Source organism: Brevibacillus sp. LEMMJ03, assembly GCF_007197875.1.
Lineage (GTDB): Bacteria > Bacillota > Bacilli > Brevibacillales > Brevibacillaceae > Brevibacillus > Brevibacillus thermoruber.
This window is the reverse complement of record NZ_VKJN01000011.1, coordinates 123,225-147,123: the sequence shown is the minus strand read 5'-3', so window position 1 is coordinate 147,123 and position 23,899 is coordinate 123,225. Positions and strand designations below refer to the sequence as shown.

Genomic DNA, 23,899 nt, shown 5'->3' with positions numbered 1-23,899 from the left:
GCGGTTATTGTAACACAACCGGCAAATGGCCCCCCAGCGCGAATCGCGCAAAAAACGGAGGTGGTGTCCACCTCCGCCGTCGGTTACGTTACGATGTCGGGTTGGTCAGCCTGCAGCGCCGCCCGCAGTTTGCCGAGAGCCCTGCGCTGCAGCCGTGAAACGTGCATCTGGGACATGCCCAGCAGATCCCCTGCCTGCTTTTGGCTCAAATTCCGATAAAACGTAAGATGAATGATGGCCTGTTCCCGTTTGTCCAACGCATGCAGGGCGCGGTCCAGCATCAACTGCCGGTCGATCCGGTCATACCCTTCCTCTTCCACCCCGACCACGTCCAGAAGCGAGACGGCGTTGCCGTCGCTGTCCGACTCCAGCTCGCTGTCGATCGACAGGGAATAGTAGCTCCGTCCCATCTCCAGCGTCTCCAGCACGTCTTCCTCGCTGATGCCGAGCGCGTCCGCGATTTCCGCAATCTGCGGGGAGCGCTGCAGGCGGGCGGTCAGTTCGTCCGCCGTACGCTTGATCTTCGGGCTCAGCTCCTTGATCCGCCGGGGGACGTGGACGCTCCAGGTCTTGTCGCGGATGTAGCGCTTGATCTCCCCGACAATGGTCGGAACGGCAAAACTCTCGAACGTGCGGCCCAGCGAGGGGTCAAACCGGCGAAAGGAGGCAAGCAGCCCGAGCATGCCCACCTGAAACACGTCCTCGTAGGAAATCTGGCCGCGCACGAATTTTTTCGCAAGCGTCTCCACGAGTGGGGTATAGGCGCGAACCAGTTCCTCCTGCAAACCGGGGTCCCCTGTCTCACGAAACGCGCCGACCAGCCGAATCAGCTCTTCGCGGCTAGGCTTCCGCTTCGGAATCTGCCCGGTCATCGCAAGCCACCCCATCCCCCCGCACGTACTTGGTCATGGAAACCGTCACTCCCTCGCCCACCTGAACGACCACTTCGTCCATCAGCGCATGGATCAGGAACAGACCCAGTCCTCCTTCGGCCACGTCGTCGAGGTCCGCATCGGGGTGGATCGGCCTCAAATCTGCCGGCTGTCCGTCAAACCAAAACCCTTTCCCCTGATCTGCCACTTCGATGACCAGGCGATCCGGAAACACGCGGCAGGTGACGCTCAGCTCCATCTCCTCGGCGGAGCGGTCGTAGGCGTGGTTCACCGCGTTGGTGCAGGCCTCGGCCACCGCCAGCTTGATGTCTTCGATCTCCTCGTAGGCAAATCCCATCCGGTTGGCAATGCCCGAAACAGTCAGGCGGACAACGCCCACATACCCCGCCCGGGCTGGCAGCGTCAGTCGGATCACATCGGCCTCAGGTCGTTGCGCCATTCGTCGCTCTCTCCTTTGCGGGGAACAATTCGTTCATACAATCCGGTGAGGCGAAATAGCCGCTCCACGCGCGGCGACAGACGTTCCACGACGAGCCGGCAGCCCGTCTGCCTGCACGCTTTCATCGCCGCGACAAAAATACCGATCCCCGTGCTGTCCATGTATTCAACGGCTGTCAGATCCACGGCGACGCTCCTCACGTCCGGCTGGTTGACCAGCGGCAGCAGGCGCTCCTTTAGCTGCGGCCCCGTAAAGGCGTCGATTTCCCCTGCGAGTACCAGCACGTGTTCACCGCCGTTGCTTGTGTGCGTAATCGTCAGGTCCATCCGCAACTCCCTCCCGTATGCTGTGCTCACGTACGTCGAAGTATGATCATGGTGTAATCATCCGGCAGTTCAAACTGGGAGAGGAGCAGCAGCCTGCGGTAGAGGCGGTTGGCCATCTCCTGGGCAGGTGCCCCCACTTCCCCCTGCAGATAGGAAACCAGCTCCTCCCTTTGGAAGTACGCTCTCCCCACCTTGCGTTCCGTCACGCCGTCCGTCAACAGGATCAGGCAATCTCCCGGTTCGAGCGCCACTTCCCGCTCCTCGTACGTGCTTCCCGGCGCAATTCCCAGGGCCGCGCCCCGGCCTTCGAGATCGTAAAAGCGGTCCTCGGCCCGCCGGTACAAAAACCCCGGCTCATGTCCCGCCGTCGCGTAGCAAAAGCGGTGAACAGCCGCGTCGTAACGGCCGTACACCATCGTGACAAACATGCTCGGATCGAGGTTCCGCTCCACGACATTGTTCAAATGACGCAGGATGTCCGCCGGCCCCAGCTCCATCTCGCCCAGGCCGTCGATGGCGTATTTGAGCATCGACATGCACATGGCCGCGGGAATCCCCTTGCCCGTTATGTCGGCGATCGCCAGGCTGAACCTGTGGCTGTCGTGGCAGACAAAATCGTAGTAGTCGCCGCTCATCTGCTTGGCCGGAACGCTGATCAGCCCCACGTCCACACCGGGGCAGGAGGGAAGCCTCTGCGGCAGCAGTGCCTGCTGCATCGCGGAGGCTACGGCGATTTCCGACTCCAACTGTTGATGCCGGCTCCGCCAACTGTGAATCGAGCGGTAAGTGTTACCATACTCGATCATGATTTCCGTCAAAATCTGAAACGACTCCCGGACGAACTCGGGAACCGGCCCCAAACGCTCCAGCGCCCGTCCGTGCAGGTCGGCGAGCTCTTCCGGGGAGACGTTGCGGGCCAAGAGCTGCTTTCCCAACTGCTGGGCTCCGTACAATTGGGCTTCTCCTTTGCCCTCCCGGTAATCCCGCAGCAGGCGCGCATACTGTTCTTCCAGGTCGTAATCCGTCAACCGGGGTCACCTCCCCCCGCTTCGTTCCGCCACTTGACGACGATGACACGCGTTCCTTTTCCGGGGACGCTCTCCAGAAAAAAATCGTCCATCATCCGCTTCACCCCCGGCAGTCCCGCTCCCAAACCGCCTGACGTGGAATACCCGTCCTCCATCGCCTTGCGAATGTCGGCGATGCCCGGACCGGTGTCGGCAGCCGTGATCCGCAGCCCGACACGGCTGTCCCGCACCACCTGTTCGATGAAAATCGTGCCGCTGTCCGCGTACAAGTAGATGTTACGCGCCAGTTCGGAGATGGTGGTGGCGATGCGGGACTGCATAATGGTGCCGAAGCCCAGTTGTCTCGCCATGTTGCGGCCGATCTGCCTGGCCGTGACAATGTCCGCCTCTGTTGCGATGTTGACTTGTTCTGAATAAGGCTCTGTCACAACCGGAAACTCCTTCCATCCGCGCTTGTCACCGATCCGATCCATTAGCAAAACGTGTCATTTTTTGTCTACGGAATCATTTCGCTGCCGCCGTTTCGAATCCCTGCCCCCACAGCAAAAAAACCACTTGTCGCACAAGTGGTTTTTGCTGTCTGAGCATCCGGCAAACGATTAAAAGTCAATGAGTCCCAGGCTGATCTGCAGGGATTCATTGACGCGATCCATCATCTCGTCGTCCAGATGCGTTATTTTATCGGTCAGCCGTTGTTTGTCAATGGTTCGAATCTGTTCCAGCAGAATCACGGAGTCACGGTCAAATCCGTACGTTTTTGCGTCAATCTCTACATGCGTCGGCAGTTTCGCCTTCTGAATCTGCGCCGTGATGGCGGCGACGATGACCGTTGGACTAAAGCGATTGCCAATATCGTTTTGAATGACTAAAACAGGCCGCACGCCTCCCTGTTCAGAGCCAACGACCGGTGACAGGTCAGCGAAAAACACATCGCCACGTTTGACAATCACAAGTCACACCCCGCTAACTAAGCGGATAAGAGTATGGTCAGCCTCTTCCTCTGCGCCAAATGCCTCCGATGCCATTTTCAGATTGATTTTCGCCATTTCCATGTAACCCTTTTGCATGGTTTCGCGAATGACACGCTTTTTGCGCTCTTTCAAGTAAAGGTGCATCGCCTGGCGAATAAACTCGCTGCGATTGGATTTTTCTTTTTGAATGACGCCATCCACTTCCTGAAGCAAGTGCTGTGGCAAGCTGATCATGATGCGTTTCGTGTTAGACTTAGACAAGACAAATCCACCTCCAACCATGACCGTAACATCCGCAGTGCTCGTTCCACCGCGATCCGGTAGGAACAATACCATTATGTCGAACCATTTTCAAAAATATACCTGTCCGATCGCTGTCAGGCAAAAAAAGCCCGTTTTGCGCTCTACTTGTATTCGCGTTCCATCCGCAAATTCCTGCCTGATGTCGACTGCTAGTTATTTACACTTTGTGACAGGTCGTGCTGTCTCGTCAGCGAATGGTACACGTCCACCACTTTGCCGCCGCGCAGGTAGACGCGCGGAATGCGGTGATCAAGCATGCACGCGACCTCGTAGTTAATCGTCCCCAACCAATCGGCCACTTCATCCAGCGAGATTTCGTCGTCCCCCTGTTTGCCGTACAGCACCACCTCGTCACCTACCCGTGCCGTTCCGTGATCGATCCTGACCATGATCTGGTCCATGCAGACCCTGCCGACCACCGGCGCCCGACAGCCCTCGACCAGAACCGATCCGCGATTGGACAGCAGCCGGGAAAACCCGTCGGCATAGCCGATCGGGAGCGTGGCGATCTGCTCGCCCGGCTGCGCGGTGTACGTCGCCCCGTAGCTGGTCGTGTAGGGCGCTTCGGTCATTCGCTTGACATGGGCAATCCGGGTCTTCAGGGAAAGCGCCGGAACCAGTTGCACGCGAGCCTGCTGCTTCATGTAGGCGGAAGGGTATAATCCGTATAAACCTATGCCCAAACGGATCGTATCATACCCCCATTCGGGAAAGGCGATGGCGGCAGCGGTATTGGAGCAGTGAACGCGCGGCAGCCGCCTGCCCGTCTCCCGCAAGGCGCGCAAACACGACTGGAACCGCTCGTGCTGCTCGCAGACCAGCGTGACATCCGGTTCGTCGGCGGTGGCAAAGTGCGTGAAAATGCCCGCCCAGCGGAGCATGGGGCTGTTTTCGAGCGCTTCCACCACGGCAAACAGCTCGTCTTTGGCGCGCACGCCGATTCTGCCCATGCCCGTATCCACCTTGATGTGAATGCCGACGGGCTTGGCCGACGCCTCCTGCAGCAAACGGTTCGCCTCCGTCATCCAGTCGGCGTGGTAGGCCGTCAGCTCCACCTCCCAGCGGCTGGCGGCCACCACCGAATCCGGGGGCGTGTAGCCGAGCACCAGGATGGGCGCGGTGATCCCCGCCTTTCTCAGCACAATCGCTTCGTCCAGCATCGCCACGGCGAGCGAATCGGCACCGCTGTCCAGCGCTTCCCTGCCGACGTGAAAGGCGCCGTGTCCGTAGCCGTCCGCCTTGACGACGGCCATGATGCCGGCGGAAGCCGGTATGTGGCGGCGGAACGCCTGCACATTGGCCCGAATCGCATCCAGATCCACTTCAACCCAGGTATCGCGGCAGTACGGTTTCATCTCGTTCGTTATCTCCTCTTTTGCAGCTTTTGATAGACAAACAGCCGTTCGTTGAGATGGTTGAGAAACTGCCGGGACACCATCAACGAATGCCGCTTGCCGCCCAGCTTGTACAAATGGCGGCCTTCAAAAATCGGCTCCACCTCCGACAGCGGATAGCTCGTCTCCCGGCCGCCCATGGAGACGATCAGATGCGTCCTGGTCAGCTTGTACGACGGCCGCAGCGTATACTTGTACACAAACGGCGCCAGGCCGACGACCGCGATCGCGATGGCAAAGGCGAGCACTTTGAAAGCCGTTGTCTGGGTGTTGAAAAATTGAGACAAAAGGAGCATCCCGACAACAAAGAAAAGCGTCTCCATGATGCGCATTTTCATGTTTTTGCGCAGCAGCAGGTCTTTGTAGCCGGACTCTTCCTGGTACAAAATCTCATCGGACGTTTTTTTCATGGATGCTGCTTCACCTCATCGCGTAGTTACTTCGACTTTATCGCTTTCTGCCGCTGTATGTCAATTCGCTTATACGCCGGCAGACCGTTCCTTTTCGTCCGCTGAACCCGCCGCCTGTTCCCCGGCATCGAGGTCGATGCGTCAGAGACGGCGCCACACACGACAAAAAAGGACGGCCAATGCCGTCCCGAGTGTGTAGACAAAGTGACTGCTGGGGGGAGAAGCACGTTTCCGGCTTCCGCTCCATGCTCGCCCAGCAGGGAAGCACAGGCTGCACGCTCCGCACCGATTTGCGGGGGATCGCCAAAGCCGTATCGCTCCGCAGACCATTCAAAGGTGGCGCTCCTTTTTCCCGCAAATCGCTGCTCCGCTCGGTAGGGCTTCACAAGTCGCTCTGCCTGGAAACATGCTTCTCCTTCGATACAATTGGTTTGTCTTCAGTCTGAGAGTAAGGCGTGCTTCGCCTTACTCTTTTTTCAAATCGGTAAGAAGAAAAGGGAGCGTTCTGAACGCCCCCGAATCACCTGTGCTTTTTCATTTATAGATGTAATCGATATAGGCGGAAAGCCATGTCACATCCGTATTTCTGGACCTGGCGTACTCGCTCCAACAGGACGCAAATGCGTCCATATCCAACGGCCAGCGGGGATAGAAACGCCTAAACGCCGCCATAAATTCGCTGGAGCCGCCCACGACGGCGTGATCTTCAGCGGACAGGATGACGCCCCATCGGCCGGAACGTGAATAGATGGCGTTTTCCAGCACGATCGTGGTATCCCGGTACGCTTGATACGGACATGCTGCGCTCGACTTCCAATGGGTAGCGCGTTCGGGATCGTATCGTCTGTCAAACCCATCCGGCATTTCGATTTCGGACACGTAAAATTCCGTATCGTCAGTGAACGCAGCAGCCTGCACCAGCGCGTGATACTGCTCTTCCGTCAGGTGCATTCCCTCAATGGGAAACACGATCAATTTCTCAGCGATATGGCACTGGTACATGGGTTCAGAAGGAGACGTGCCGAGAAAAATCCGTTCATAGCTGGCCTTGAGCTCCTGCCATTTGCTGACGTCTGTTACAGGCAGCACGCGGTTCCCCCCACGCTTCGAACGTTGCGCCGGATCCCGTCGCCGCCGAGGGACCGGCTTCTTCGGAATGGCTTCCCTTCTCCGTTTATTCGGCCGGGGCCGTTTCGCGTGCGGAACATCACCTGCGCAGCCTGCTCGCGTCTGTTGCGGCCGCCTCTTTGTCTGTCAGAAAAGCCCGTCGTTCCGCCGCCCGCAGCCCCGTGATTCTCTATTCGTCTTTGCCGATCAACTGAAAGGTTTTGCCGTCTTTGGATGAAAGGTAAAACGTCTTGTCCACGCTTCCGCCCAGATCCCCGGCGTAATACTGCACGGTCATCCGGTACTTGTCCGGGCCGATTTTGGCGTAGTAGATCAGCTCGTCAAACCGGGGGAAACGGATGAAATCGTACACCTCGTACCTCATGAACGAAAAGTGTTCCTGCAAAAACTTCTCCGTCACCGGCAGCTTGCGCTCGCGCACGTACCGGAGGAGATCGTCAAAACGGCGGATCTTTTGCTGATCCATCACGTCCTGCACAAACGTCCGCACCGCCTGCGTCATCGCCCGCTGCTCGTCCGGCGTCACCCGGCCCGGGTAGAGCTCGGCGATTTTCTGTTTGACCCGCCCCAGCAGCACGACCGCCTGCGCCCGGCTGACCGCTTCGCCGGGGCGAAACGCGCCGTCCGGGTAGCCGGTCATCACGCCCAGCTTGTAGACGGGGTAGACCGTCAGCACCCGGGATTCGTCAGCAGGGGAGATGTCGGTAAAAAATCGGGCCTTGGTCCCGCGGTATTTCTCTCCTTCCGACTGGTGCCCCAGCGCGGCCAAAAGCAGCCGTGCCGCCTCCAAGCGGTTCAGCGTGTCAAACGGCTTTCCCGTCGGAACGATGCCCGCCGCCAGCAGATGGACGTACGTGATTTCCGACCAGCGTCCGCGCACGGCGGACAGATCGTGTTCGCGCACGACCGCATCCGCCTCGTGGCCCTCGAACGGCGGCAGCACCCGTTCCACCAGCGCCATGAACTGCTCCTGGGTAACCGGCTCGTCGGGCCGAAACGTCCCGTCGGGAAATCCGCGCAGCAGGCCGGACTTGGCCGCCTCGGCGATCTCCCACGCGGCCCAATGGCTTCGCGTATCGGCAAACACGCCGTTCGGCGGCCCGCCTTCCGTCCGGGCCGCAGCCGTTGCCGCGCCGCCCGCCCATCCGGCCAGCACGGCCGAAACCACCAGCGCCAATCCGGCCAACAGCCGCATTCCTCGCCGCACACTGCGCTGCATGTCGCCACGACCACCTTTCGCAGGTTTTCCGCCTGTCACTTGTATGACGCAAGGGGGCAAAAAATGTTTCGACAACAGGGACTAACACCTTTTTCCATTCGACAGCAAGCGGGCTGCCTCACGCCCGCTGCGACACCGCCGGACGCGGACCGCCGCGTGATGCCGGCGGCGGTCCGGATGAACATGCCGAAGCTCGAAAAATGGCCAAGCCCCAAAGGCTTGGCACTGCAGTCCGTGCGTTTACAGATAGATGACCTGATGCGTGCCGTCGTGCACAAACGGCGCTTCCACCAGACGGTCGACCAGGTCGAGTCCGTGCTTGTTGGCAAAGGGAACAAACGACAGCTTCCGCTCCTGCCATGCTCCCTCGGGAAGGAGCGCCGCCTCCAGCCGCCGCACGCGCACCCTGCCCACGTCTTCCCGCTGGTCCAGCGAGCGGAGCAGCCGCTTCTCCAAAAAATCCACCTGGGCCATCAGCATGCCCACATTCTTTTCGGCCAACTGACGCATGCCCGGTTCCAGGCGGACGACCTCGTCCACGAGCGGACGGTAGAGGTCGAGCAGGGCTTCCCGCACCTCTTCGAAGCGTCCGGCCAAGGGGTGCGGTTCCCGCCGCGCCTCCCATTCCGCTTTCCACCCGGCAAAATCCTTCAGCATCCGTTCGACGGTCAAGCCGCACTCGCGCAGCAGCCGCTCCATCGCCCCTTCCACCAGGGTAACCGACAGGCGGGGCAGCACGATCGGCAGGCGAAGCCCAAAGTGTTCAAACACCTCTTTGAAATACGCCCAGTACGCCACTTCTCCCGGCCCCGCCACAAAGGCGAGCGTGGGAAACAGATGCTCCTGCATCAGCGCGCGGGTCACCACATTGGCGCTGAAGCGCTCCGGCTCCGTCTCCGCCAGCCGCATCAGTTCCTCCCGGGTGTAGCTGCGGCGCCGCGTCACGAAACGTTCGCCGCGGCGCTCCAGGAGCAAACGGTCCCCGTCCTCGTAGAGAAACAGGTTGGCCTGATGCGCCTCCACCTGAAGCTGCAGCGGGTATCCGGCCGCTCCAATCCGTTCGGCGGCGTCCAGCAGCAGGCTGGCCAGCCGTTCGTTTTGTTCGAGGATCGCGCGGAACATCGGCTGTTCCAGCTTGCGGACAAACGGCAGGCTGGACTCTACCAGCACCAGGCCGTGCTTGCCGAACAGGCGGGCCATCAGGCGGGCGAACCAGTCCGTCACCGTCTCGGAGGCGGCCAGCGATTCTTCCAGCAGATCCCGAATGACGGCGGTTTCCGCCGTTTCCGTCTGGTCGGCAAAAAACCCGGCCAGAAAGCGGCGGCACTCGTCCGGGTCGAGGGGCAGCATGCTGGCCGACGGACGCCCTTTGCGCGGCAGAGCCAGCCGCCCTTTGCGCAGAGCCGTCCCCCCCTCCGCCAGCCAGTAGAGGTGGTCAATTTCGTCAATATCGTGGTCTTCGCCGGCAATCCAGAACACCGGGACGACCTCCGTCTGCAGTTCCGCCGACAGCCGTTTCGCCGCCTGCACCAGGTGGACGGCTTTGTAGATCGTATACAGCGGCCCCGTCAGCACCCCGGCCTGCTGGCCGCCGACGACGACCAGCGTCTGCGTACATCGCAGCCTTTCAATCTGCGCCAGCGCCTCCGGGTGATTGCCGATCTGGCTGTTGTAGGCATACAATCCGTCCGCCAGTTCTTCCCGGTGCGGGATCGGCCGGGCCTTGAGCCACGCGATCCGCTCCCGGTACGAATCGGAACGGTAGGGATGGTACGCAAAAAATTGCAGCGCATCGGCTTTTCCCTGCTGGTACGCATCGGCCAGCGGGTTCGCCAATGGAAGCGCAACGCATTCAATTTTCATCGATGCTCACCTTTCTTACGCCATGTCACTGCAAATTATACCATGCCCCCTTCCCGTAAAAAACAAGACAACCCGTCCCATGGATTGTCAAAGTGCTGTCGGATGTGCTGTCTCAAAATTGCGGCGGTGTCACCGACCAGATCAGCACGGCCTCGCTGTCTCCGGTATTTTCGATGGTGTGGGCTTTGGAACTGTCAAACGAGATGCTGTCGCCCGCTTCCAGTTCATGCTCCTCGTCGTTGAAGCGCGCCGTCACGCGTCCCTGGATGACGACGAAACACTCTTCGCCTTCTGCCTGCACAAACTTGTCCGCCGCCATCTGCCCCGGCTTGAGCCGCACTTCCAGCATGCCCAATTTGCCGCTGCCGCCGGCGGAAAGCAGGCTGTAGGTGCCGGTCGATTCGGGGAAGATCATCTGTCTGCGCTTCTCTTTGCGGGTGACGTGTACCTGCTTCTGGTCGATGTCCTCGAAAAAGTGAATGATCGACGATTCGAGCGCTTTCGTGATCTTCCACAGCGAATCCAGCGAGGGCTGGGAAATGCCGCGCTCCACCTGGCTGAGCAAGCCCTTGCTCAGTCCTGTCTTGTTGGCCATGATTTCGAGCGTGAAGCCACGCTCTTTCCGAATCGTTCGAATCTTGTGCCCAATCGACTCGATGGGAAGCCGCATCATTGTCCTACCTTCTTTCTTTTCAGGATATGTATCGGTACCGCCGGTGATTCAGACGACGCTCATCGTCTTGACGATCCCCATCGCAAAGAGCACCACGTAAACCAGTCCAAACAGGGGAAACGACAACCGCCACGCGGAAAAACCGGCCTTCCGCAGGGAAAGTTTTCCCTTCCACTTCACCTGCAGCCAGCTCAGCAAGCCAACGGTCACGAGGAAAAACACGGTCACCCACCACCAGGCGGACAGCGCGTCCGGCCAGATCACGCCATAGGCGGCCACGACGGCGCGAATGAACAAAAAATTCGTGATATTTACCGCCCAGCGGCCCGCCAGCCGCCGGTCCCGTTTCCACGCGTGCACGATCAGATACGCCAGCGGAAACCCGAGAAAAGGAAAAACGGTAAGCAGGGCCCACACATGGGTCAGCGCTGCCCAGACGAACGACCAGAGATTACCCAGAACGGTCATGTGCCGCCTCTCCTTTCGCGGTTTCCATGCCTGATTTCAGGAGCACGGCGCGCAGCAGCGTTTCGTGCAGCGGAACGGGCGTTCCGGTCCGTTTCCCCTTTTCCACGAGGTACCCGTTGATCGCGTCCACTTCCGTCCGGTTGTGCCGTCTGATATCCTGCAGCATGGAGGAAAGATTCCGGGAAGTATTTCGGCAAATGGATACAATTTCCTGCCAGTCCGCTTCGTCAATTTTTTGACCGCAGCGGTTGGAAACGGCGGCGGCTTCGTCAAACAATTCCCGCATCAGCCTGAGCGTGTGCGGCGAATCGAGCAGCATGCCGTTGGGAATCTCGAACAACGCGGTCAAGGGGTTGATCAGCGCGTTGGCCAGCAGTTTGCGCCAGGCGTACGGCTCGACGGCGTCCACGTATTCGGCGCGGATGCCGCAGCGGTTGGCCCAGGCGACAAACGCGGCAATCAGCGGATCGCGTACAGGCTCAGCCGTCCAGGGTCCGACGCGCAGGAGGCCGGTGCCGGTGTGTTCCACGTCGGTCGGCGACAGGCGGCGCGCCCCCTCCGTATTGATGGCGTAAAAACGCTGCTCAGGCGCCAGCGCCTCCGCCAATCGCTCGTGATGGCCCATGCCGTTTTGCAGGGCCAGCACCCGCGCCGAGCGGGGCAGTTGGCGCAGCAGCGGCAGCAGCTCGGCGATGGCGGTCTGCTTGACGGCCAGCAGGTAAAGATCGCCGGCCGGCAATCCGTCCTCAATCGGAGAAGCGTTGACTGCGACCGTTTCCCGCCGGCCGTCCAGCGTGTAGAGGGACAGCCCGCGTTCGCCCAGCAGCGCGGCCTGCTCGCGGCTGCGGGTAACCAACTCGACCGACTGGCCGTTCAGCAAAAAACGGGCCGCGTACAGCAGTCCCACGGAACCGCCGCCGATTACCACCGGGTGGAAAGTTATCGCTTCCGACTGCATTTGTTCACCTACATTAATCAATACTTATCTCAAGAATAGCAGGTTTGCGGCGAATGTTCAATTGAATGTGCGCAAAAGGTCAAAATTATCGAACATTTTGCTTCCGGACGGTCACGTCAGAACAAGTGCTTACAGCAGCGGCCATTCGGAGTGAAAATAACGTCAAGCCAAAAATCCTCTCAGGTTGTGAATTTTCATTGTATGAAATTACTTACAGGATATCATGTTCTTTTGATCAACTACAGGAACCGATTTTGCCAGAAGTGATGCTAGCACCAGCGCTATCAACAAAAATCCAGTAATCATACCAACAACCCCGTCCCATCCAAAGGAAGACCAGAACACCCCGGCAGTTGTCCCGCCAATACTAGAACCTGCGTAATAAAAGAACAGGTAGAGTGAAGAAGCTTGAGCCTTATCGTGAATGGCACGCAGTCCTACCCAACCGCTTGCGAGAGAATGACTTCCAAAGAATCCGAACGTCATGATCGGCAACCCCACTATCTTTAGCCATAGGTCAGAATGTAACGTCAGACACACTCCGACCAACGTAATGAATAGAGAGATCATAAGAACTTTTTGTTTCCCATGGTTATTTGCCATCTTCGCCATCCAGACGGAACTAAACATTCCGACGAGATATACGATAAAGATCCAGCCCACCAGAGTTTGACTGAATGAGTATGGTGGAGCAGTTAGAACATACCCAATGTAATTGAACAGGGCAACATTACTGCCAAGGATGAGAAACCCGATGACATACAATGCAAGTAAGATAGGATCTTTCAGATGACTGACCAAAGATCCAAGCAGCTTACTGATTTCAGGTGAACGAGGATGAAAATTTTGAGACTTGGGTAAACTCACAAAAAATATCAGGCTGCCAGAATGCTGATGAAGCTAATGATTCCCAATGCGACGTGCCAGTTGAACAGGTCTGTAAATTGGACGAATCATTCATCTTTTTAAAGAAGGGATATGCTCTTCGAGATACTACCGACGGTTTGTTCCGACAATTAGGAATCACCCCCAAAATTACGTTTGAAGGAGAAGAAGTCGCTACCGCGGCAGGGCTAGTCGCCGCTGGACTGGGCGTGTCGCTCCTCCCCGATGTAGGATTGGACAAGAGTAAAATTGTTTATATTCCTATCCGGCAGCCAGCGTGCAAACGTGTGATAGGGATTGCGTTTAGTAAGGAACGATACTTGTCGCCAGCAGCCTCACAATTCAAGCAGTTTGTGATTGACCATTTTGGTAGGATGGAATCGATTTGAGGTTGAATAGTTGTTCTTGAGTATTCTGCCCGTTAGTTGAATAACTGCGACACAGCCCGTTTTTCACACAAAAAAAACAGACTGCCTCCTCGCCGAAGACAGTCTGTTTGGCGCGTCTACACCGGATATACCGGGTGCTTGCGCTCCGAGAAGATTTGCCGTTTGCTGCCGTAGACGCCGAAGCGGCGGATCAGCTCGCCGCGCAGTTCGCTCGGCGGCACGATGGCGTCCACGATCAGGTTGGAGGCGAGCAGGTAGATGTCGATATCCTGCTGGTACTCGCGCCGTTTTTCCATGATAAACGCCTGCCGCTCCTGCGGGTCTTCAATCGCCTGGATCTTGTTGCTGTAGACGGCGTTGACCGCCGCTTCCGGCCCCATCACGGCGATCTGCGCGCCGGGCAGCGCCAGGCAGGCGTCCGGTTCAAACGCCGAGCTGGCCATCGCGTACAGGCCGGCGCCGTACGCCTTGCGCACGATCACGGAGATCTTCGGCACGGTCGCCTCCGCCATGGCCGCGATCATTTTCGCCCCGTGCCGGATGATGCCGGCCCGCTCCACGGCCGTGCCGATCATGAAGCCCGGGACGTCGGCGAGAAACAGCAGCGGAATCTGAAAGGCGTCGCACAAGGTAATGAAGCGGGCCGCCTTGTCGGCCGAATCGACGAACAGCACGCCCCCCTTCACCCGCGGCTGGTTGGCGACGATGCCGACCGGTTTGCCCTCCAGCCGGGCAAAACCGGTGATCAGCTCCTGGGCGAACAGCTTCTTGATCTCGAAAAAGGACCCCTCGTCCACCAGCGCATCAATCAAGTCGTACATGTTGAAGGGCGTGTTCTGGTTTTCCGGCACGATCTCGTTGATGTCCCGCGCATCCGGCTTGGGTGGCCGGGCCGCTTCCACGGGCGGCTCTTTCGTGTAGTCGGCCGGGAAAAAGCCGAGGTAACGGCGGGCGGCCTGAATCGCTTCCTCTTCATTGGCCGCCAGAATGTCGCCGCAGCCGCTCACCGAGCAGTGCATGCGGGCGCCGCCCAGCTCCTCCAGCGTCACCTTTTCGCCGATCACCATTTCCGCCATGCGGGGAGACCCGAGGTACATGCTGGCGTTTTTGTCCACCATGATGACCACGTCGCAAAACGCCGGAATGTACGCCCCTCCTGCGGCGGAAGGGCCAAACAGGATGCAGACCTGGGGAATCTTGCCGGAGAGCTTCACCTGGTTGTAAAAGATCCGGCCCGCCCCCCGCCTGCCGGGGAACATCTCCAGTTGATCGGTAATGCGGGCGCCGGCGGAGTCGACCAGATAGATCAGCGGCACGCGCATTTTCTCCGCCGTCTCCTGGATGCGGATGATCTTTTCCACCGTCCGCGCTCCCCACGAACCGGCCTTGACCGTCGAATCGTTGGCCATCACGCAGACGGTCCGCCCGTTTACTTTGCCGATGGCGGTCACAACCCCGTCGGCCGGCAGGTCGCCCGCGGTGAAATTGGCAAACAAGCCGTCTTCCACCATGAACTCGCCGTCAAACAGCAGCTTCAACCTGTCGCGGACGAACAGCTTGTTCTGCTCCTTCAGCTTGGCGTGGTACTTTTCCTCGCCCCCCTGCTCCACCTGGGCGATCCGTTCTTTCAGCGTCTGTTCCAACTGCTTGCTCATCTGCCGTTCCTCCCGTCATTCTCCGCGATATACCGGTTTTCGCTTTTCCCTGAACGCTTCCAGCCCCTCCAGCCGGTCGCGGGTGGGGATCAGCACCTGGTAGGCGCTGCTCTCCATCGCCAGTCCCGTCGCCAGATCGGCCTCCATCCCGTAATCGATGGCGAACTTCGCCTGGGCGAGCGCAAGCGGCGCGTTGGCGGCCATCTCCTCGGCCAGCGCCAGCGCGGACGCCATCACCTGGTCCGGCGGAGCCGTGCGGTTGACCAGCCCGATCGCCAGCGCCTCCTCGGCGTGGACGCGGCGGGCGGTAAAAATCAGCTCCTTGGCCTTCCCCTTGCCGATCAGGCGCGGCAGCCGCTGCGTCCCGCCCGCTCCGGGGATGATGCCGAGCGACGTTTCCGTCAGCCCCATCTGGGCCGACTCGCTTATCACCCTGAGGTCGCAGGCCAGGGCCAGCTCCGTTCCGCCGCCCAGCGCCACGCCGTTGATTGCGGCGATGACCGGCTTGGGCAGACGCTCCAGCTCGCTGAACGTGTCCCGGATGGTGCGGATGTAGAGCTGCACCTGAAGGTCCGTCATCGTGCGCCGCTCCTTTAAGTCGGCGCCGGAGCAGAACGCCTTCTCCCCCGCGCCGGTCACAATGACGGCGCGAATCTCCCTGTCCGCATCGATCTCGGCAATCAGCCGTCGCAGCGTGAACAGCGTCTCCAGGTTCAGACAGTTGTACACCTCGGGCCGATTCAGCGTCAGCACGCCGACGGCTCCCTCTTTTCGCAGCAGCACGCTCATGCCGTATCCCCTTCCGCCTCTTTCTTTGCGCAGGTTTCCGCCTGCGCCAGGCTGGCCGCAAGCACCTTGGACGGCAGGGGGCGACCCAACTGCCGCTGAATGTAGCTGCCCGCCTCGATCAGCTTCTGCAGATCCACGCCGGTCTCATAGCCCATGCCGTGCAGCATGTAGACCAGATCTTCGCTGGAAATGTTGCCGGTCGCCCCCGGCGCGTACGGGCATCCCCCCAAGCCGCCGATCGAGCTGTCAAAGGTGCGGATTCCCTCAGCCAGAGCAGCCGCCACGTTGGCCAGGCCCGTTCCCCGGGTATCGTGAAAATGACCGGCCAAGCGCTCGCTCGTAACATCGTTCACAAGCACCGCGAACGTCTCCTGCACCTGACGGGGCGTGGCCACGCCGATCGTGTCGCCGATGGAGACTTCGTAGACGCCCATCGCGAGCAGTTCGTCCGTCACCCGCCGGCTGTTGTCCAGCGGAACGGCCCCTTCATACGGGCAGCCGAAGACGGTGGAGACGTATCCCCGCACGCGCATGCCCAGCGCCAGCGCTTCCCGCGCCACTTCCCTGAGGACGGGGAAGGTTTCGCTGATGCTCTTGTTGATGTTCTTGCGGTTGTGCGTCTCCGAGGCGGACATGAACACGGCCACCTCCGTCACCCCGCACTCCCTGGCCCGCTCCAGCCCGCGCAGATTGGGCACGAGCGCGCTGTACGTCACGGCGGGGCTGCGCGGCAGTTGGCGAAAGACGTCCGCCGTGTCGGCCAACTGGGGAATCCAGCGCGGATTGACGAACGAGCCGGCCTCGATCCGGCGCAGTCCCGCCTCGGCCAGCAGGCCGATCAGCCGGATTTTCGCCTCGGTCGGCACCGTTTGGGTTTCGTTTTGCAGGCCGTCACGCGGCCCTACTTCTACGATCTGCACCTGCATGCAGGCCACCTGCCTTTCCTAGCGGGCGCTCAGTTTGGAATCATTCCAAAACTACTCCAGGACGAGGATGACATCGCCGTCGTTGACGAAGTCCCCGACATGCACTTTCACTTCCGCCACTTTGCCGTCCGCTTCCGCCTGGATCGGCACCTCCATCTTCATCGACTCCAGCACGACCACGTCCTGGCCGGCGTTCACCTGGTCGCCTGCCTGCACCAGCACGTTGATGACGGTTCCTGCCATGGATGCTGTCACGTTTTTCATCGCTTTGCTCTCCTTACGTCGTTTTCTCTTTCCGTTCTTCCACAAAGCGCGTGGTGTACGCGCCCCGCCGGAATGCTTCGTCGCCCAAGACCTCCAGCAAAAACGGAATGTTGGTCTTGATGCCGGTGACCTCAAACTGCCGCATCGCTTCCTGCGCCCGCCGTATCGCTTCTTCGCGGTTTGTGCCGGAGACGATCACCTTGGCGATCATCGGGTCGTAGAACGGCGTCACCTGCGTGCCGGTTTCCACGCCGTCGTCCACCCGCACCCCGTCCATTTGCGGCGGCCGGTAGAACGTGATCGTGCCGGGAGACGGCAAAAAGGTGACGGGGTCCTCGGCGTACACCCGCAGCTCGATCGCATGGCGCAGCGCCTTTACCTCCGCCTGCGCGACGGGCAGCGGGTTGCCGCGGGCGATCTCCAACTGCAGCGCGACCAGGTCGAGGCCGGTCATCTCTTCGGTGACGGGATGCTCTACCTGCAGGCGGGTGTTCATTTCCAGGAAATAGAAATTCTTTTTCCCGTCCATGATAAACTCCACCGTGCCGACGCCGGTGTACCCGACCGCCCTGGCAGCCGTCACCGCTGCTTCGCAGAGCCGCTGTCTCGCGAGCTCGTCGAGGAACGGGGACGGGCTTTCCTCCAGCACCTTCTGGTGGCGGCGCTGGATGGAGCATTCCCGCTCCAGCAGGTGAATCACGGTGCCATGCGCGTCTCCCGCGATCTGCACCTCGATGTGGCGGGGGCTTTCCACATACGCTTCCACGTACATGGCGTCGCTGCCAAAGTACGCCTTGGCCCTGCCCCTGGCCGACTGGTACGCCTGGCGCAGTTCCGCTTCGTCGCGGCACACCTGCATGCCGATGCCGCCGCCGCCCGCGCTGGCCTTGAGCATGACCGGATAGCCGATCCCGGCCGCCACCCTTGCCGCTTCATCCGGCGTGTTCACCGGATCCTCGCAGCCGGGCACCACAGGCACGCCCGCTTCCCGCATCACGCGGCGGGCCGTCAGTTTGTCCCCCATCTGCGCGATCACCTCGGGCGACGGCCCGATGAAGACCAGCCCTTCGTCGCGGCAGCGCCGGGCAAACGCGGCGTTTTCCGACAGCAGGCCGTAGCCCGGATGGACGGCATCCGCGCCGGTCTCTCTGGCGGCGGCGATGATCGCCTCCACGTTGAGATAGCTGTGCGGCACAGGGGGCGGCCCGATGTGGACGGCCTCGTCCGCTTCCCGGACAAACGGCAGGTCTCTGTCCGCCTCCGAGAATACGGCTACCGTCGCCACTCCCTGGGCCCGGCAGGTGCGGATGATCCGCCGCGCGATTTCCCCGCGATTGGCAATCAGTACTTTGCGCATGGCAACGCTCCTTTCCGCGACCAATCGTCCGCTGCTCGAAACCGCTTTCAACGCATGCGGGGCGATTGTTCGAAATTGTTTTGCTACTCTCTATTTTGCCATGAGACCGGCCATAGTTCTAGCCGAAATTTAAATTTCTTCCATGAGAGCGAATCCATTTCCTGGAGCTCCCTCGAAATCAACGCGAGAAAATCGCTCGGGGAGGAGGTTTTTGGTGTATAATGAAGGTAGGCCATGGAGGTTAGGCAATGCGCGTGAGAGGAGTGGCAAACGATGTATGAAGTAAAACGTTTACGGATCAATTACAAGACCCTGGAGGAGTTTCAAAAATTCCGCGAATTTGGCCTGGAGGAGCTTTCCATGAAGGAAGACCTGGAGGCGAACATCGTGGAGAACGATTCGGAATCTCCTTTTTACGGGATCTACGACAACGATCTGCTGGTGGCGCGGATGAGCCTGTACAAGATCGACGGCAAGTACGACCGCTATTTCAAACCGGCTCAAGACTATTACGAATTGTGGAAACTGGAAGTGCTGCCCGATTACCGCGGCAAGGATTACGGCACGGCTCTGGTCAACCACGCCAAGAGCTTTGGTGCCCCCATCAAGACCAACTCCCGCTGTCGCGCCGACCAATTCTGGCTGAAAATGGGCTTCACGCCGGTCAAGTACAACCCGATCCGCGACCGCGGCGAGAACCCGTACGTCTGGCTGCCCGAAGGTGTCGGCCTGCAGGACTGAGGGCATTCGCGCCGTCCATCGCGTCGAAAACAAAAGAAGCGGTTTCGTCCGCTTCTTTTTTGTTGGCACGATTTGCACTCACTTTTCCACGCGCTCCAGGTTGCCGTTTTCATCCATCTTGAAAATCGCCTTGGGCGCCTCCTCTTCCTGCAGGAAAGCGAGCTTGCGGGCGCGGTCCATGATCTGCACGAGCGCCTTGTAGTCCTCGTTGACCCCCCGCACCTGCTCCAGCTCTTGTTTCATCCGGTCGTTGGCCTCTTTCAATTCTTTTATCTCCGCACTCTTTCCTTCCAATTCTTTTTCCAACTGCTTCAATCGGCGCACAATGTCCTTCTGGTTGGCCAAGAGCCGGATGACGGCCTCGATGTGCTGCTCGTCGTCCGTCTCCGCCGCGCCCTCTCCCTGCGGGATGTGGCTCCCCCGCTTGGTCGCGTACGCGGCTGAGTCGAGACCGGTGTTTTGCGCGTTCAGCCGGCCCATTTTTTTCAACTGCTGCCGCTGGTTCTTGGCGATCGCGATCGCCGCGTCGTACCGCTTGCGCACGCAGCTGTTCCAGCGAAACCCGCAGGCGGCGGCGGTGCGGCCCAGCCGCTGCCCCACTTCTTCAAATGCGGCGAGCTGTGTCCCGCCCTCGCGAATATGGCGTAAGGTGACTTCCGCCAGCACCAGATCGTCGTCTTCCGTCCATGCATCTTGTCTGGAAGCTACCATAGATGATGTCCCTCCCGTTACCTTTAAAGGATGATGATGTAATTCATCCTATGCTTTTCCCTACTCTGGTAGAATCGCTTTCTACTAGAAAAAGTATGTCCAGACACGAAAGGGTTTAAACGGGAGGGCCCCCCAGAGGTCACGCCGCTAGTTTTTCCGCAGAAACCGCTGCACCGCGCGAACGTGATCGTCGCTGCCCCACAATCCGGCGCACTGGCTGACCTCGCTGCGGATGCGCTCGTCCAGGCTCAATCCGTCCCGCTTCCAGCGCAAAAGCTGCAGGTACGCCCGGATGCCGGCGAGCGGCTGAGCGGCGATCTCGGCGGCGAAGCGTTCCGTCTCCTCGCGCAGGCGATCCGGGGGATACACCGCGTCCACCAGCCCGCAGCGCTCCGCTTCCCGCGCGCTGATCCGCTTTCCCGTCAGCAGGAGCGCCAGCGCCTTGGACTCCGGCAGCTTGTCCAGCAAGCGCGACCCTCCGCCCCATCCGGTCGTGATGGAGAGGCCGATCTGGACAAAGCCGAGCATGGCCGTCTCGGCGGCGAAGCGAAAGTGACAGGAGACGGCAAACTCGCAGCCGCCCCCGATGGCGTGTCCGTTGATCATCGCAATGGTCGGCTTGCTGCAGCCGTCAATCGCGCCGAGCAGCCCGGCCACGCGGTCGAGAATCGGCTGCGCCTGTTCCCTCCCCCGGGCCTGCATGAACTGCCGCAGGTCACCGCCGGAGACGAAACTGTCGCCCATGCCGGTAAAGACCAGGACCTTGACCGCGTCGTCCTCCTCGCACTCGCTCACCGCCTGGCGCAGTTCATCCGCCATCTCCAGGCTGATCGCGTTGCGGACGTGGGGCCTGTTCAACGTGATGAAGGCCACCCCCGCCCGTTTTTCCAACAAGATCGTTTCCATCCTTCCCCATCCCTTTCGCCGTTTTTCCAGAGCGGAGCAGCACCCGAAGCGAACGCCCCGTCCCGGCAGGCCAAACGTTTTTGCCAACGAAGAAGCCCGCTTCTTCGAGCAGACTTCGCGAACCGCTTTCCTTCATTGTAATCCCGCCCGCCCAACGAAAAAAGAGGAGGGGTTTTCCCTCCTCGTTCGCTTAGGCCAGTAGTTTTTGCATGGCCGACTGGTTATACCCGATGATGATGTTTTCCCCGTCGGTCAGAATCGGCCGCTTCAGGAGCTGCGGCTCTTCACTCAGCATCTCCAAAAGCTCGCTGACCGTCATTTCGTTGATGTCCACTTCCAGGTTTTTGAATCGCTGGCTGCGCGTGGACAGGATTTCGTCCAGCCCGTTGGTGGTCTTTTTGATGATCTCCATCAGTTCTTCGGGCGTCGGCGGATTTTTAAACAAGTGCCGCTCCTCGTATTTTACCCCGTGTTCCGCCAGCCACGCCTTGGCCTTGCGACAGGATGTACAGCTCGGGTAGGTGAAAAACGTCAATTTTTGTGTACGAGTACGTTCAGCAACCGCCATTGTGTTCCCCTCCATCTCGCTCTATGTTCATTATACTATATAAAAGTTAGCTAATAAAAAAACCTTTTCTACTTCGGATTATAAATGCGGTGTTAACACTATGTCAATAGTATTAAATTTAAAAAATACGACGAACGCACGGCACACTCCAACCTTAACAACCGCGCGAAAATCGGCTAAACTAATGGTGATTTGTACTGTGAAAGGGGGGACCAGCGTGGATTGCGACGCTCAAAAGTTAACAAGCGCCTTGGCTGATTCCACCCGTTTTTCCATTTACCAGTTTGTTTCCAACAGCAAAGAGCCTGTCACCGTACAGGCCGTGGCCGAGCAGTTTTCCATCCATCCGAACGTGGCTCGGCTGCATCTGACCAAGCTGGAAGACGTCCATCTGCTTACCTCCTACTCCGACAAAAGCGGCAAGGGAGGGCGTCCCAGCCGTTTGTACGCGCTTTCCGATCAGGTGGTCAGCCTGCAATTTCCTCCTCGCGATTACCGGCTCCTGGCCGACATCGCCATCGAAAGCCTGCTTTCCCTGGGAGAGGCGGGGGAAGTCGCCCTCGTAAAAATGGGACACCGCATGGGAACGGAAATGGCCAAACGGGCGATGGCGGAAGTGCCGATCGACATGGAAAACGCTACGCTGGAAGAGAAGTTGTCCCACATCCACCGGCTCGTGGTGGCGCAGGGACTCAAACCGGAAATCGAACCGCTGCCGGACGGAAGTCTGCGCTTCCGGGTGTACAACTGCACGTTTTCCGAGACGGCCAAGCGTTTCCCCAGCTCCGTCTGCAAGATGCACAACGCCCTGTTGGCGGGGATATTTGAAACCTATTTTGGACACATTGAATTACAGGAAGACGAGTCCATGCTCAAAGGCTGCAGGTCCTGCACCTATACCGTGGTCCGTTTCCCCCGATGACGTCGACGAATCGCCCCAACACGGCTCGGTCGGCATCGGTTCAGCCCGCATCCGGCGGGTCAGGTATGCCGGACGCGGGCCGGATGCATGGGAACGGCTGCGTCAAAAAACCGTCATACCTTCCCGTTTACAGGCCTCTTCCTGTCCTTTATAATGGGGAAGGAATCTTGTAAATCTTGCCGAATCGCTGGAAAAAGGAGGGAAACAGATGGATCGCATGTATCGCGTACTCGGCTTCTGGACGCTGGCGATCGCGCTGATGGCGTTCTGGGGGCACCTGTACCCGATGGCTCTCTTGTTTTTCGGAATGACCGCCTTCTTCGTATCACTCAGCTACATGAATCTGACAGAACGGGTGTACTTGAACATTTTCTTCTGTTTTATGTTTGTCTCTTTCGTGGGCTTCACCTATTACACGTTCTTCGTCATGCCGGTGGGTCCGCAAGAGCACTCCATGCTGAACATGATCATGTAAAAAAAGATGCTCACCGTGAGCATCTTTTTTTTGTTTCCCCGTGGTATGCTAGGGCAAAAAGCGGAGCGGCACACCGTCCGGCATCCCTTTCGCCTGGACCAGCACGCGAAAGAGACCGCCCAGGCCGCCCGGGTAAATCAACTGTTGAATCGCCCGGTTCCGCTTCATCGCTTGACTCGTAAACGGATCCGTGTCCGCATGGGCGACCGCCTTTTCCAACAGGCCGCTTTTGATCAAAAAGCGGTCCTGCCGCATGTAGGCGAGCGTCTTCAGCCCCGCCCGCTCGCCTGCGCGCATCCATGCGGAAAAATTGACGTGGGCGGTGATGTCCTGCTCCCCCACGTGCACGTAGGGATTGTCGTGCGCCTGATGGCGGCGGTAGCACATCAGCGTACCCCGCTTCCGGGCGGGATGGTACAGCTCCTCCTGCACATCCCCGTAGTCCATGGTCAGCACGTACCCCTGCCTCAGCAGACGGGACACGTCGGCGGCCGTCTGCTCCATCGCCGAATTGACCTCGATCCGCATTCCCCGCGGCAGCGACTTGTCCACATCGCGCAGACACGCAGCCAGGGCGGGAGTCACTTCGCCGAGGACCTCGGCAAATCCGCCGTCTGCCTCCGTCACCCACACTTCCCGCCAGCCGTCAGCCGTCTTCTCCGCCACATGTACGGGAAAGGCGTCGAGCCACTCATTGGAGAGGATCACCCCTTCGACGCCTTCCGCTGCCGCCGCCTCCCGCAGACTGGAATACCAGCGCTTCTCCACCTCTGCCCCGCGCAGCGCCTCCTCCTGAAGCTGCCGGTGATACGGGCTCGTCTCGATCAGCACGAGGCGCATGTCCCGATACAGCTCGGGCACCGTCTCGCGCAGACGGCGAAGCATGTGGCCAGAGAGCGCGCCCGTTCCTCCGCCGATCTCCACCAGCGCCGGGGAGGTCCAGCCACCCGTCCGCCACATCTCGGCCACCACGTCGGCCAACGTCTCGGCAAAGACGGGATGAACCGTCGCGCTGGTAAAAAAATCACCGTCCCTGCCCACCTTGGGGCGCGTCGACGTGTAATACCCGCCTTCCGGATGGTAGAGTGCCAGCTCCATGAACCGCGCAAACGGAATCGCCCGCCGCGGATGATTGCGTATTTCGTCCCGAATGATGGATGTAATCGTCATCTCTGTTCTCCCGCTATCCAAATTCAACCGTATAAGGCTATAATACGAAAAGAAGTCATAGAATGTGG

28 protein-coding genes and 1 pseudogene are annotated in these 23,899 nt (G+C 59.5%); 4 read left to right on the top strand and 25 right to left on the bottom strand.

All coding sequences use genetic code 11. The features are described 5' to 3' along the window. Positions 1–83: 83 nt before the first annotated feature. The 16 genes from sigB to FOI68_RS15325 all read right to left on the bottom strand — a co-directional run bounded on the left by sigB (position 84) and on the right by FOI68_RS15325 (position 12,940). Entirely contained in the window at positions 84–872 is a 789-nt protein-coding gene (sigB, locus tag FOI68_RS15400; RefSeq protein ID WP_029101008.1) for an RNA polymerase sigma factor SigB, read from the bottom strand. Beyond that, on the bottom strand, positions 841–1,332 hold the full coding sequence (gene rsbW / locus FOI68_RS15395) for an anti-sigma B factor RsbW (protein WP_143863676.1): 492 nt from the start codon (positions 1,330–1,332) through the stop codon (positions 841–843). The genes sigB and rsbW overlap by 32 nt, the downstream gene beginning before the upstream one ends. Beyond that, on the bottom strand, positions 1,305–1,658 hold the full coding sequence (locus FOI68_RS15390; RefSeq protein WP_029101006.1) for an STAS domain-containing protein: 354 nt from the start codon (positions 1,656–1,658) through the stop codon (positions 1,305–1,307). The genes rsbW and FOI68_RS15390 overlap by 28 nt, the downstream gene beginning before the upstream one ends. Before the next feature lie 26 nt (positions 1,659–1,684). Then, positions 1,685–2,686, bottom strand: coding sequence for a PP2C family protein-serine/threonine phosphatase (locus FOI68_RS15385; protein ID WP_143863675.1), 1,002 nt, complete (start codon positions 2,684–2,686; stop codon positions 1,685–1,687). After that, positions 2,683–3,159: an anti-sigma regulatory factor gene (locus tag FOI68_RS15380; RefSeq protein WP_082059668.1), complete on the bottom strand. Its 477-nt coding sequence runs from the start codon at positions 3,157–3,159 to the stop codon at positions 2,683–2,685. Before FOI68_RS15380 ends, FOI68_RS15385 begins: the two co-directional genes overlap by 4 nt. A gap of 126 nt (positions 3,160–3,285) precedes the next feature. After that, a complete protein-coding gene (locus FOI68_RS15375) occupies positions 3,286–3,636 on the bottom strand; it encodes a type II toxin-antitoxin system PemK/MazF family toxin (RefSeq protein ID WP_005830205.1) in 351 nt (116 codons plus the stop codon). A gap of 3 nt (positions 3,637–3,639) precedes the next feature. Beyond that, positions 3,640–3,939 (bottom strand): CopG family ribbon-helix-helix protein, encoded by a 300-nt coding sequence (locus FOI68_RS15370; RefSeq protein ID WP_029101003.1) that lies wholly within the window; start codon positions 3,937–3,939, stop codon positions 3,640–3,642. 170 nt (positions 3,940–4,109) lie between these two features. Beyond that, on the bottom strand, positions 4,110–5,315 hold the full coding sequence (gene alr / locus FOI68_RS15365; RefSeq protein WP_035299232.1) for an alanine racemase: 1,206 nt from the start codon (positions 5,313–5,315) through the stop codon (positions 4,110–4,112). Between the two features lie 8 nt (positions 5,316–5,323). Next, entirely contained in the window at positions 5,324–5,764 is a 441-nt protein-coding gene (locus FOI68_RS15360; RefSeq protein WP_143863674.1) for a hypothetical protein, read from the bottom strand. Between the two features lie 534 nt (positions 5,765–6,298). Next, positions 6,299–6,853, bottom strand: a complete 555-nt coding sequence (locus tag FOI68_RS15355) for a hypothetical protein (protein ID WP_143863673.1) — start codon at positions 6,851–6,853, stop codon at positions 6,299–6,301. A 208-nt stretch (positions 6,854–7,061) separates the two neighbouring features. Continuing rightward, complete coding sequence (locus FOI68_RS15350) at positions 7,062–8,111, bottom strand: S-layer homology domain-containing protein (protein ID WP_143863672.1); 1,050 nt, start codon at positions 8,109–8,111, stop codon at positions 7,062–7,064. A gap of 240 nt (positions 8,112–8,351) precedes the next feature. After that, positions 8,352–9,974: a bacillithiol biosynthesis cysteine-adding enzyme BshC gene (gene bshC / locus FOI68_RS15345; RefSeq protein WP_029099938.1), complete on the bottom strand. Its 1,623-nt coding sequence runs from the start codon at positions 9,972–9,974 to the stop codon at positions 8,352–8,354. A 112-nt stretch (positions 9,975–10,086) separates the two neighbouring features. Beyond that, entirely contained in the window at positions 10,087–10,644 is a 558-nt protein-coding gene (locus tag FOI68_RS15340) for a helix-turn-helix domain-containing protein (protein WP_029099937.1), read from the bottom strand. Between the two features lie 51 nt (positions 10,645–10,695). Further along, positions 10,696–11,115 carry a DUF3397 domain-containing protein gene (locus tag FOI68_RS15335; protein WP_035295258.1) on the bottom strand — a complete coding sequence of 140 codons (420 nt, stop codon included), beginning with the start codon at positions 11,113–11,115 and terminating at the stop codon, positions 10,696–10,698. Next, the gene (locus FOI68_RS15330) at positions 11,099–12,073 is read right to left on the bottom strand and encodes a ketopantoate reductase family protein (protein WP_143863671.1); all 975 of its coding nucleotides are present in this window, start codon (positions 12,071–12,073) and stop codon (positions 11,099–11,101) included. The genes FOI68_RS15335 and FOI68_RS15330 overlap by 17 nt, the downstream gene beginning before the upstream one ends. Before the next feature lie 207 nt (positions 12,074–12,280). Further along, the gene (locus tag FOI68_RS15325; RefSeq protein WP_255433571.1) at positions 12,281–12,940 is read right to left on the bottom strand and encodes an MFS transporter; all 660 of its coding nucleotides are present in this window, start codon (positions 12,938–12,940) and stop codon (positions 12,281–12,283) included. A gap of 80 nt (positions 12,941–13,020) precedes the next feature. Here FOI68_RS15325 and FOI68_RS15320 point away from each other — a divergent pair. Then, a pseudogene (locus tag FOI68_RS15320) lies at positions 13,021–13,347 on the top strand (LysR substrate-binding domain-containing protein); the annotation flags it as partial. Between the two features lie 116 nt (positions 13,348–13,463). On the opposite strand, the gene FOI68_RS15315 reads toward FOI68_RS15320, so the two are convergent. From FOI68_RS15315 to FOI68_RS15295, 5 genes are read right to left on the bottom strand one after another with little or no spacing between them, the layout of a single operon-like run. Continuing rightward, entirely contained in the window at positions 13,464–15,002 is a 1,539-nt protein-coding gene (locus tag FOI68_RS15315; RefSeq protein ID WP_044899535.1) for an acyl-CoA carboxylase subunit beta, read from the bottom strand. 15 nt (positions 15,003–15,017) lie between these two features. Then, positions 15,018–15,791 (bottom strand): enoyl-CoA hydratase-related protein, encoded by a 774-nt coding sequence (locus FOI68_RS15310; protein WP_143863668.1) that lies wholly within the window; start codon positions 15,789–15,791, stop codon positions 15,018–15,020. Beyond that, entirely contained in the window at positions 15,788–16,717 is a 930-nt protein-coding gene (locus tag FOI68_RS15305) for a hydroxymethylglutaryl-CoA lyase (RefSeq protein ID WP_044899533.1), read from the bottom strand. The genes FOI68_RS15310 and FOI68_RS15305 overlap by 4 nt, the downstream gene beginning before the upstream one ends. Positions 16,718–16,768: 51 nt before the next feature. Next, positions 16,769–16,981 carry an acetyl-CoA carboxylase biotin carboxyl carrier protein subunit gene (locus FOI68_RS15300; protein ID WP_029099931.1) on the bottom strand — a complete coding sequence of 71 codons (213 nt, stop codon included), beginning with the start codon at positions 16,979–16,981 and terminating at the stop codon, positions 16,769–16,771. Positions 16,982–16,994: 13 nt separating this feature from the next. Beyond that, positions 16,995–18,338 carry an acetyl-CoA carboxylase biotin carboxylase subunit gene (locus FOI68_RS15295; protein WP_143863667.1) on the bottom strand — a complete coding sequence of 448 codons (1,344 nt, stop codon included), beginning with the start codon at positions 18,336–18,338 and terminating at the stop codon, positions 16,995–16,997. A 273-nt stretch (positions 18,339–18,611) separates the two neighbouring features. Between FOI68_RS15295 and FOI68_RS15290 the strand changes: the two genes are divergently transcribed. Next, positions 18,612–19,079, top strand: a complete 468-nt coding sequence (locus FOI68_RS15290) for an N-acetyltransferase (RefSeq protein WP_029099929.1) — start codon at positions 18,612–18,614, stop codon at positions 19,077–19,079. A gap of 78 nt (positions 19,080–19,157) precedes the next feature. Here FOI68_RS15290 and FOI68_RS15285 read toward each other — a convergent pair whose 3' ends face one another. The 3 genes from FOI68_RS15285 to FOI68_RS15275 form a co-directional block, all read right to left on the bottom strand. Further along, a complete protein-coding gene (locus tag FOI68_RS15285; protein WP_143863666.1) occupies positions 19,158–19,790 on the bottom strand; it encodes an RsfA family transcriptional regulator in 633 nt (210 codons plus the stop codon). A gap of 147 nt (positions 19,791–19,937) precedes the next feature. Then, on the bottom strand, positions 19,938–20,696 hold the full coding sequence (locus tag FOI68_RS15280) for an enoyl-CoA hydratase/isomerase family protein (RefSeq protein ID WP_029099927.1): 759 nt from the start codon (positions 20,694–20,696) through the stop codon (positions 19,938–19,940). A gap of 190 nt (positions 20,697–20,886) precedes the next feature. Beyond that, the gene (locus FOI68_RS15275) at positions 20,887–21,264 is read right to left on the bottom strand and encodes a Spx/MgsR family RNA polymerase-binding regulatory protein (RefSeq protein ID WP_035289925.1); all 378 of its coding nucleotides are present in this window, start codon (positions 21,262–21,264) and stop codon (positions 20,887–20,889) included. A 217-nt stretch (positions 21,265–21,481) separates the two neighbouring features. On the opposite strand from FOI68_RS15275, the gene FOI68_RS15270 reads away from it, so the two are divergent. Continuing rightward, positions 21,482–22,186 (top strand): helix-turn-helix transcriptional regulator, encoded by a 705-nt coding sequence (locus FOI68_RS15270; protein ID WP_029099925.1) that lies wholly within the window; start codon positions 21,482–21,484, stop codon positions 22,184–22,186. Positions 22,187–22,394: 208 nt separating this feature from the next. After that, a complete protein-coding gene (locus FOI68_RS15265) occupies positions 22,395–22,661 on the top strand; it encodes a DUF2626 domain-containing protein (protein ID WP_143863665.1) in 267 nt (88 codons plus the stop codon). A 48-nt stretch (positions 22,662–22,709) separates the two neighbouring features. On the opposite strand, the gene FOI68_RS15260 is transcribed toward FOI68_RS15265, so the two are convergent. Continuing rightward, positions 22,710–23,831 (bottom strand): class I SAM-dependent methyltransferase, encoded by a 1,122-nt coding sequence (locus FOI68_RS15260; protein WP_143863664.1) that lies wholly within the window; start codon positions 23,829–23,831, stop codon positions 22,710–22,712. Positions 23,832–23,899: the final 68 nt, after the last annotated feature.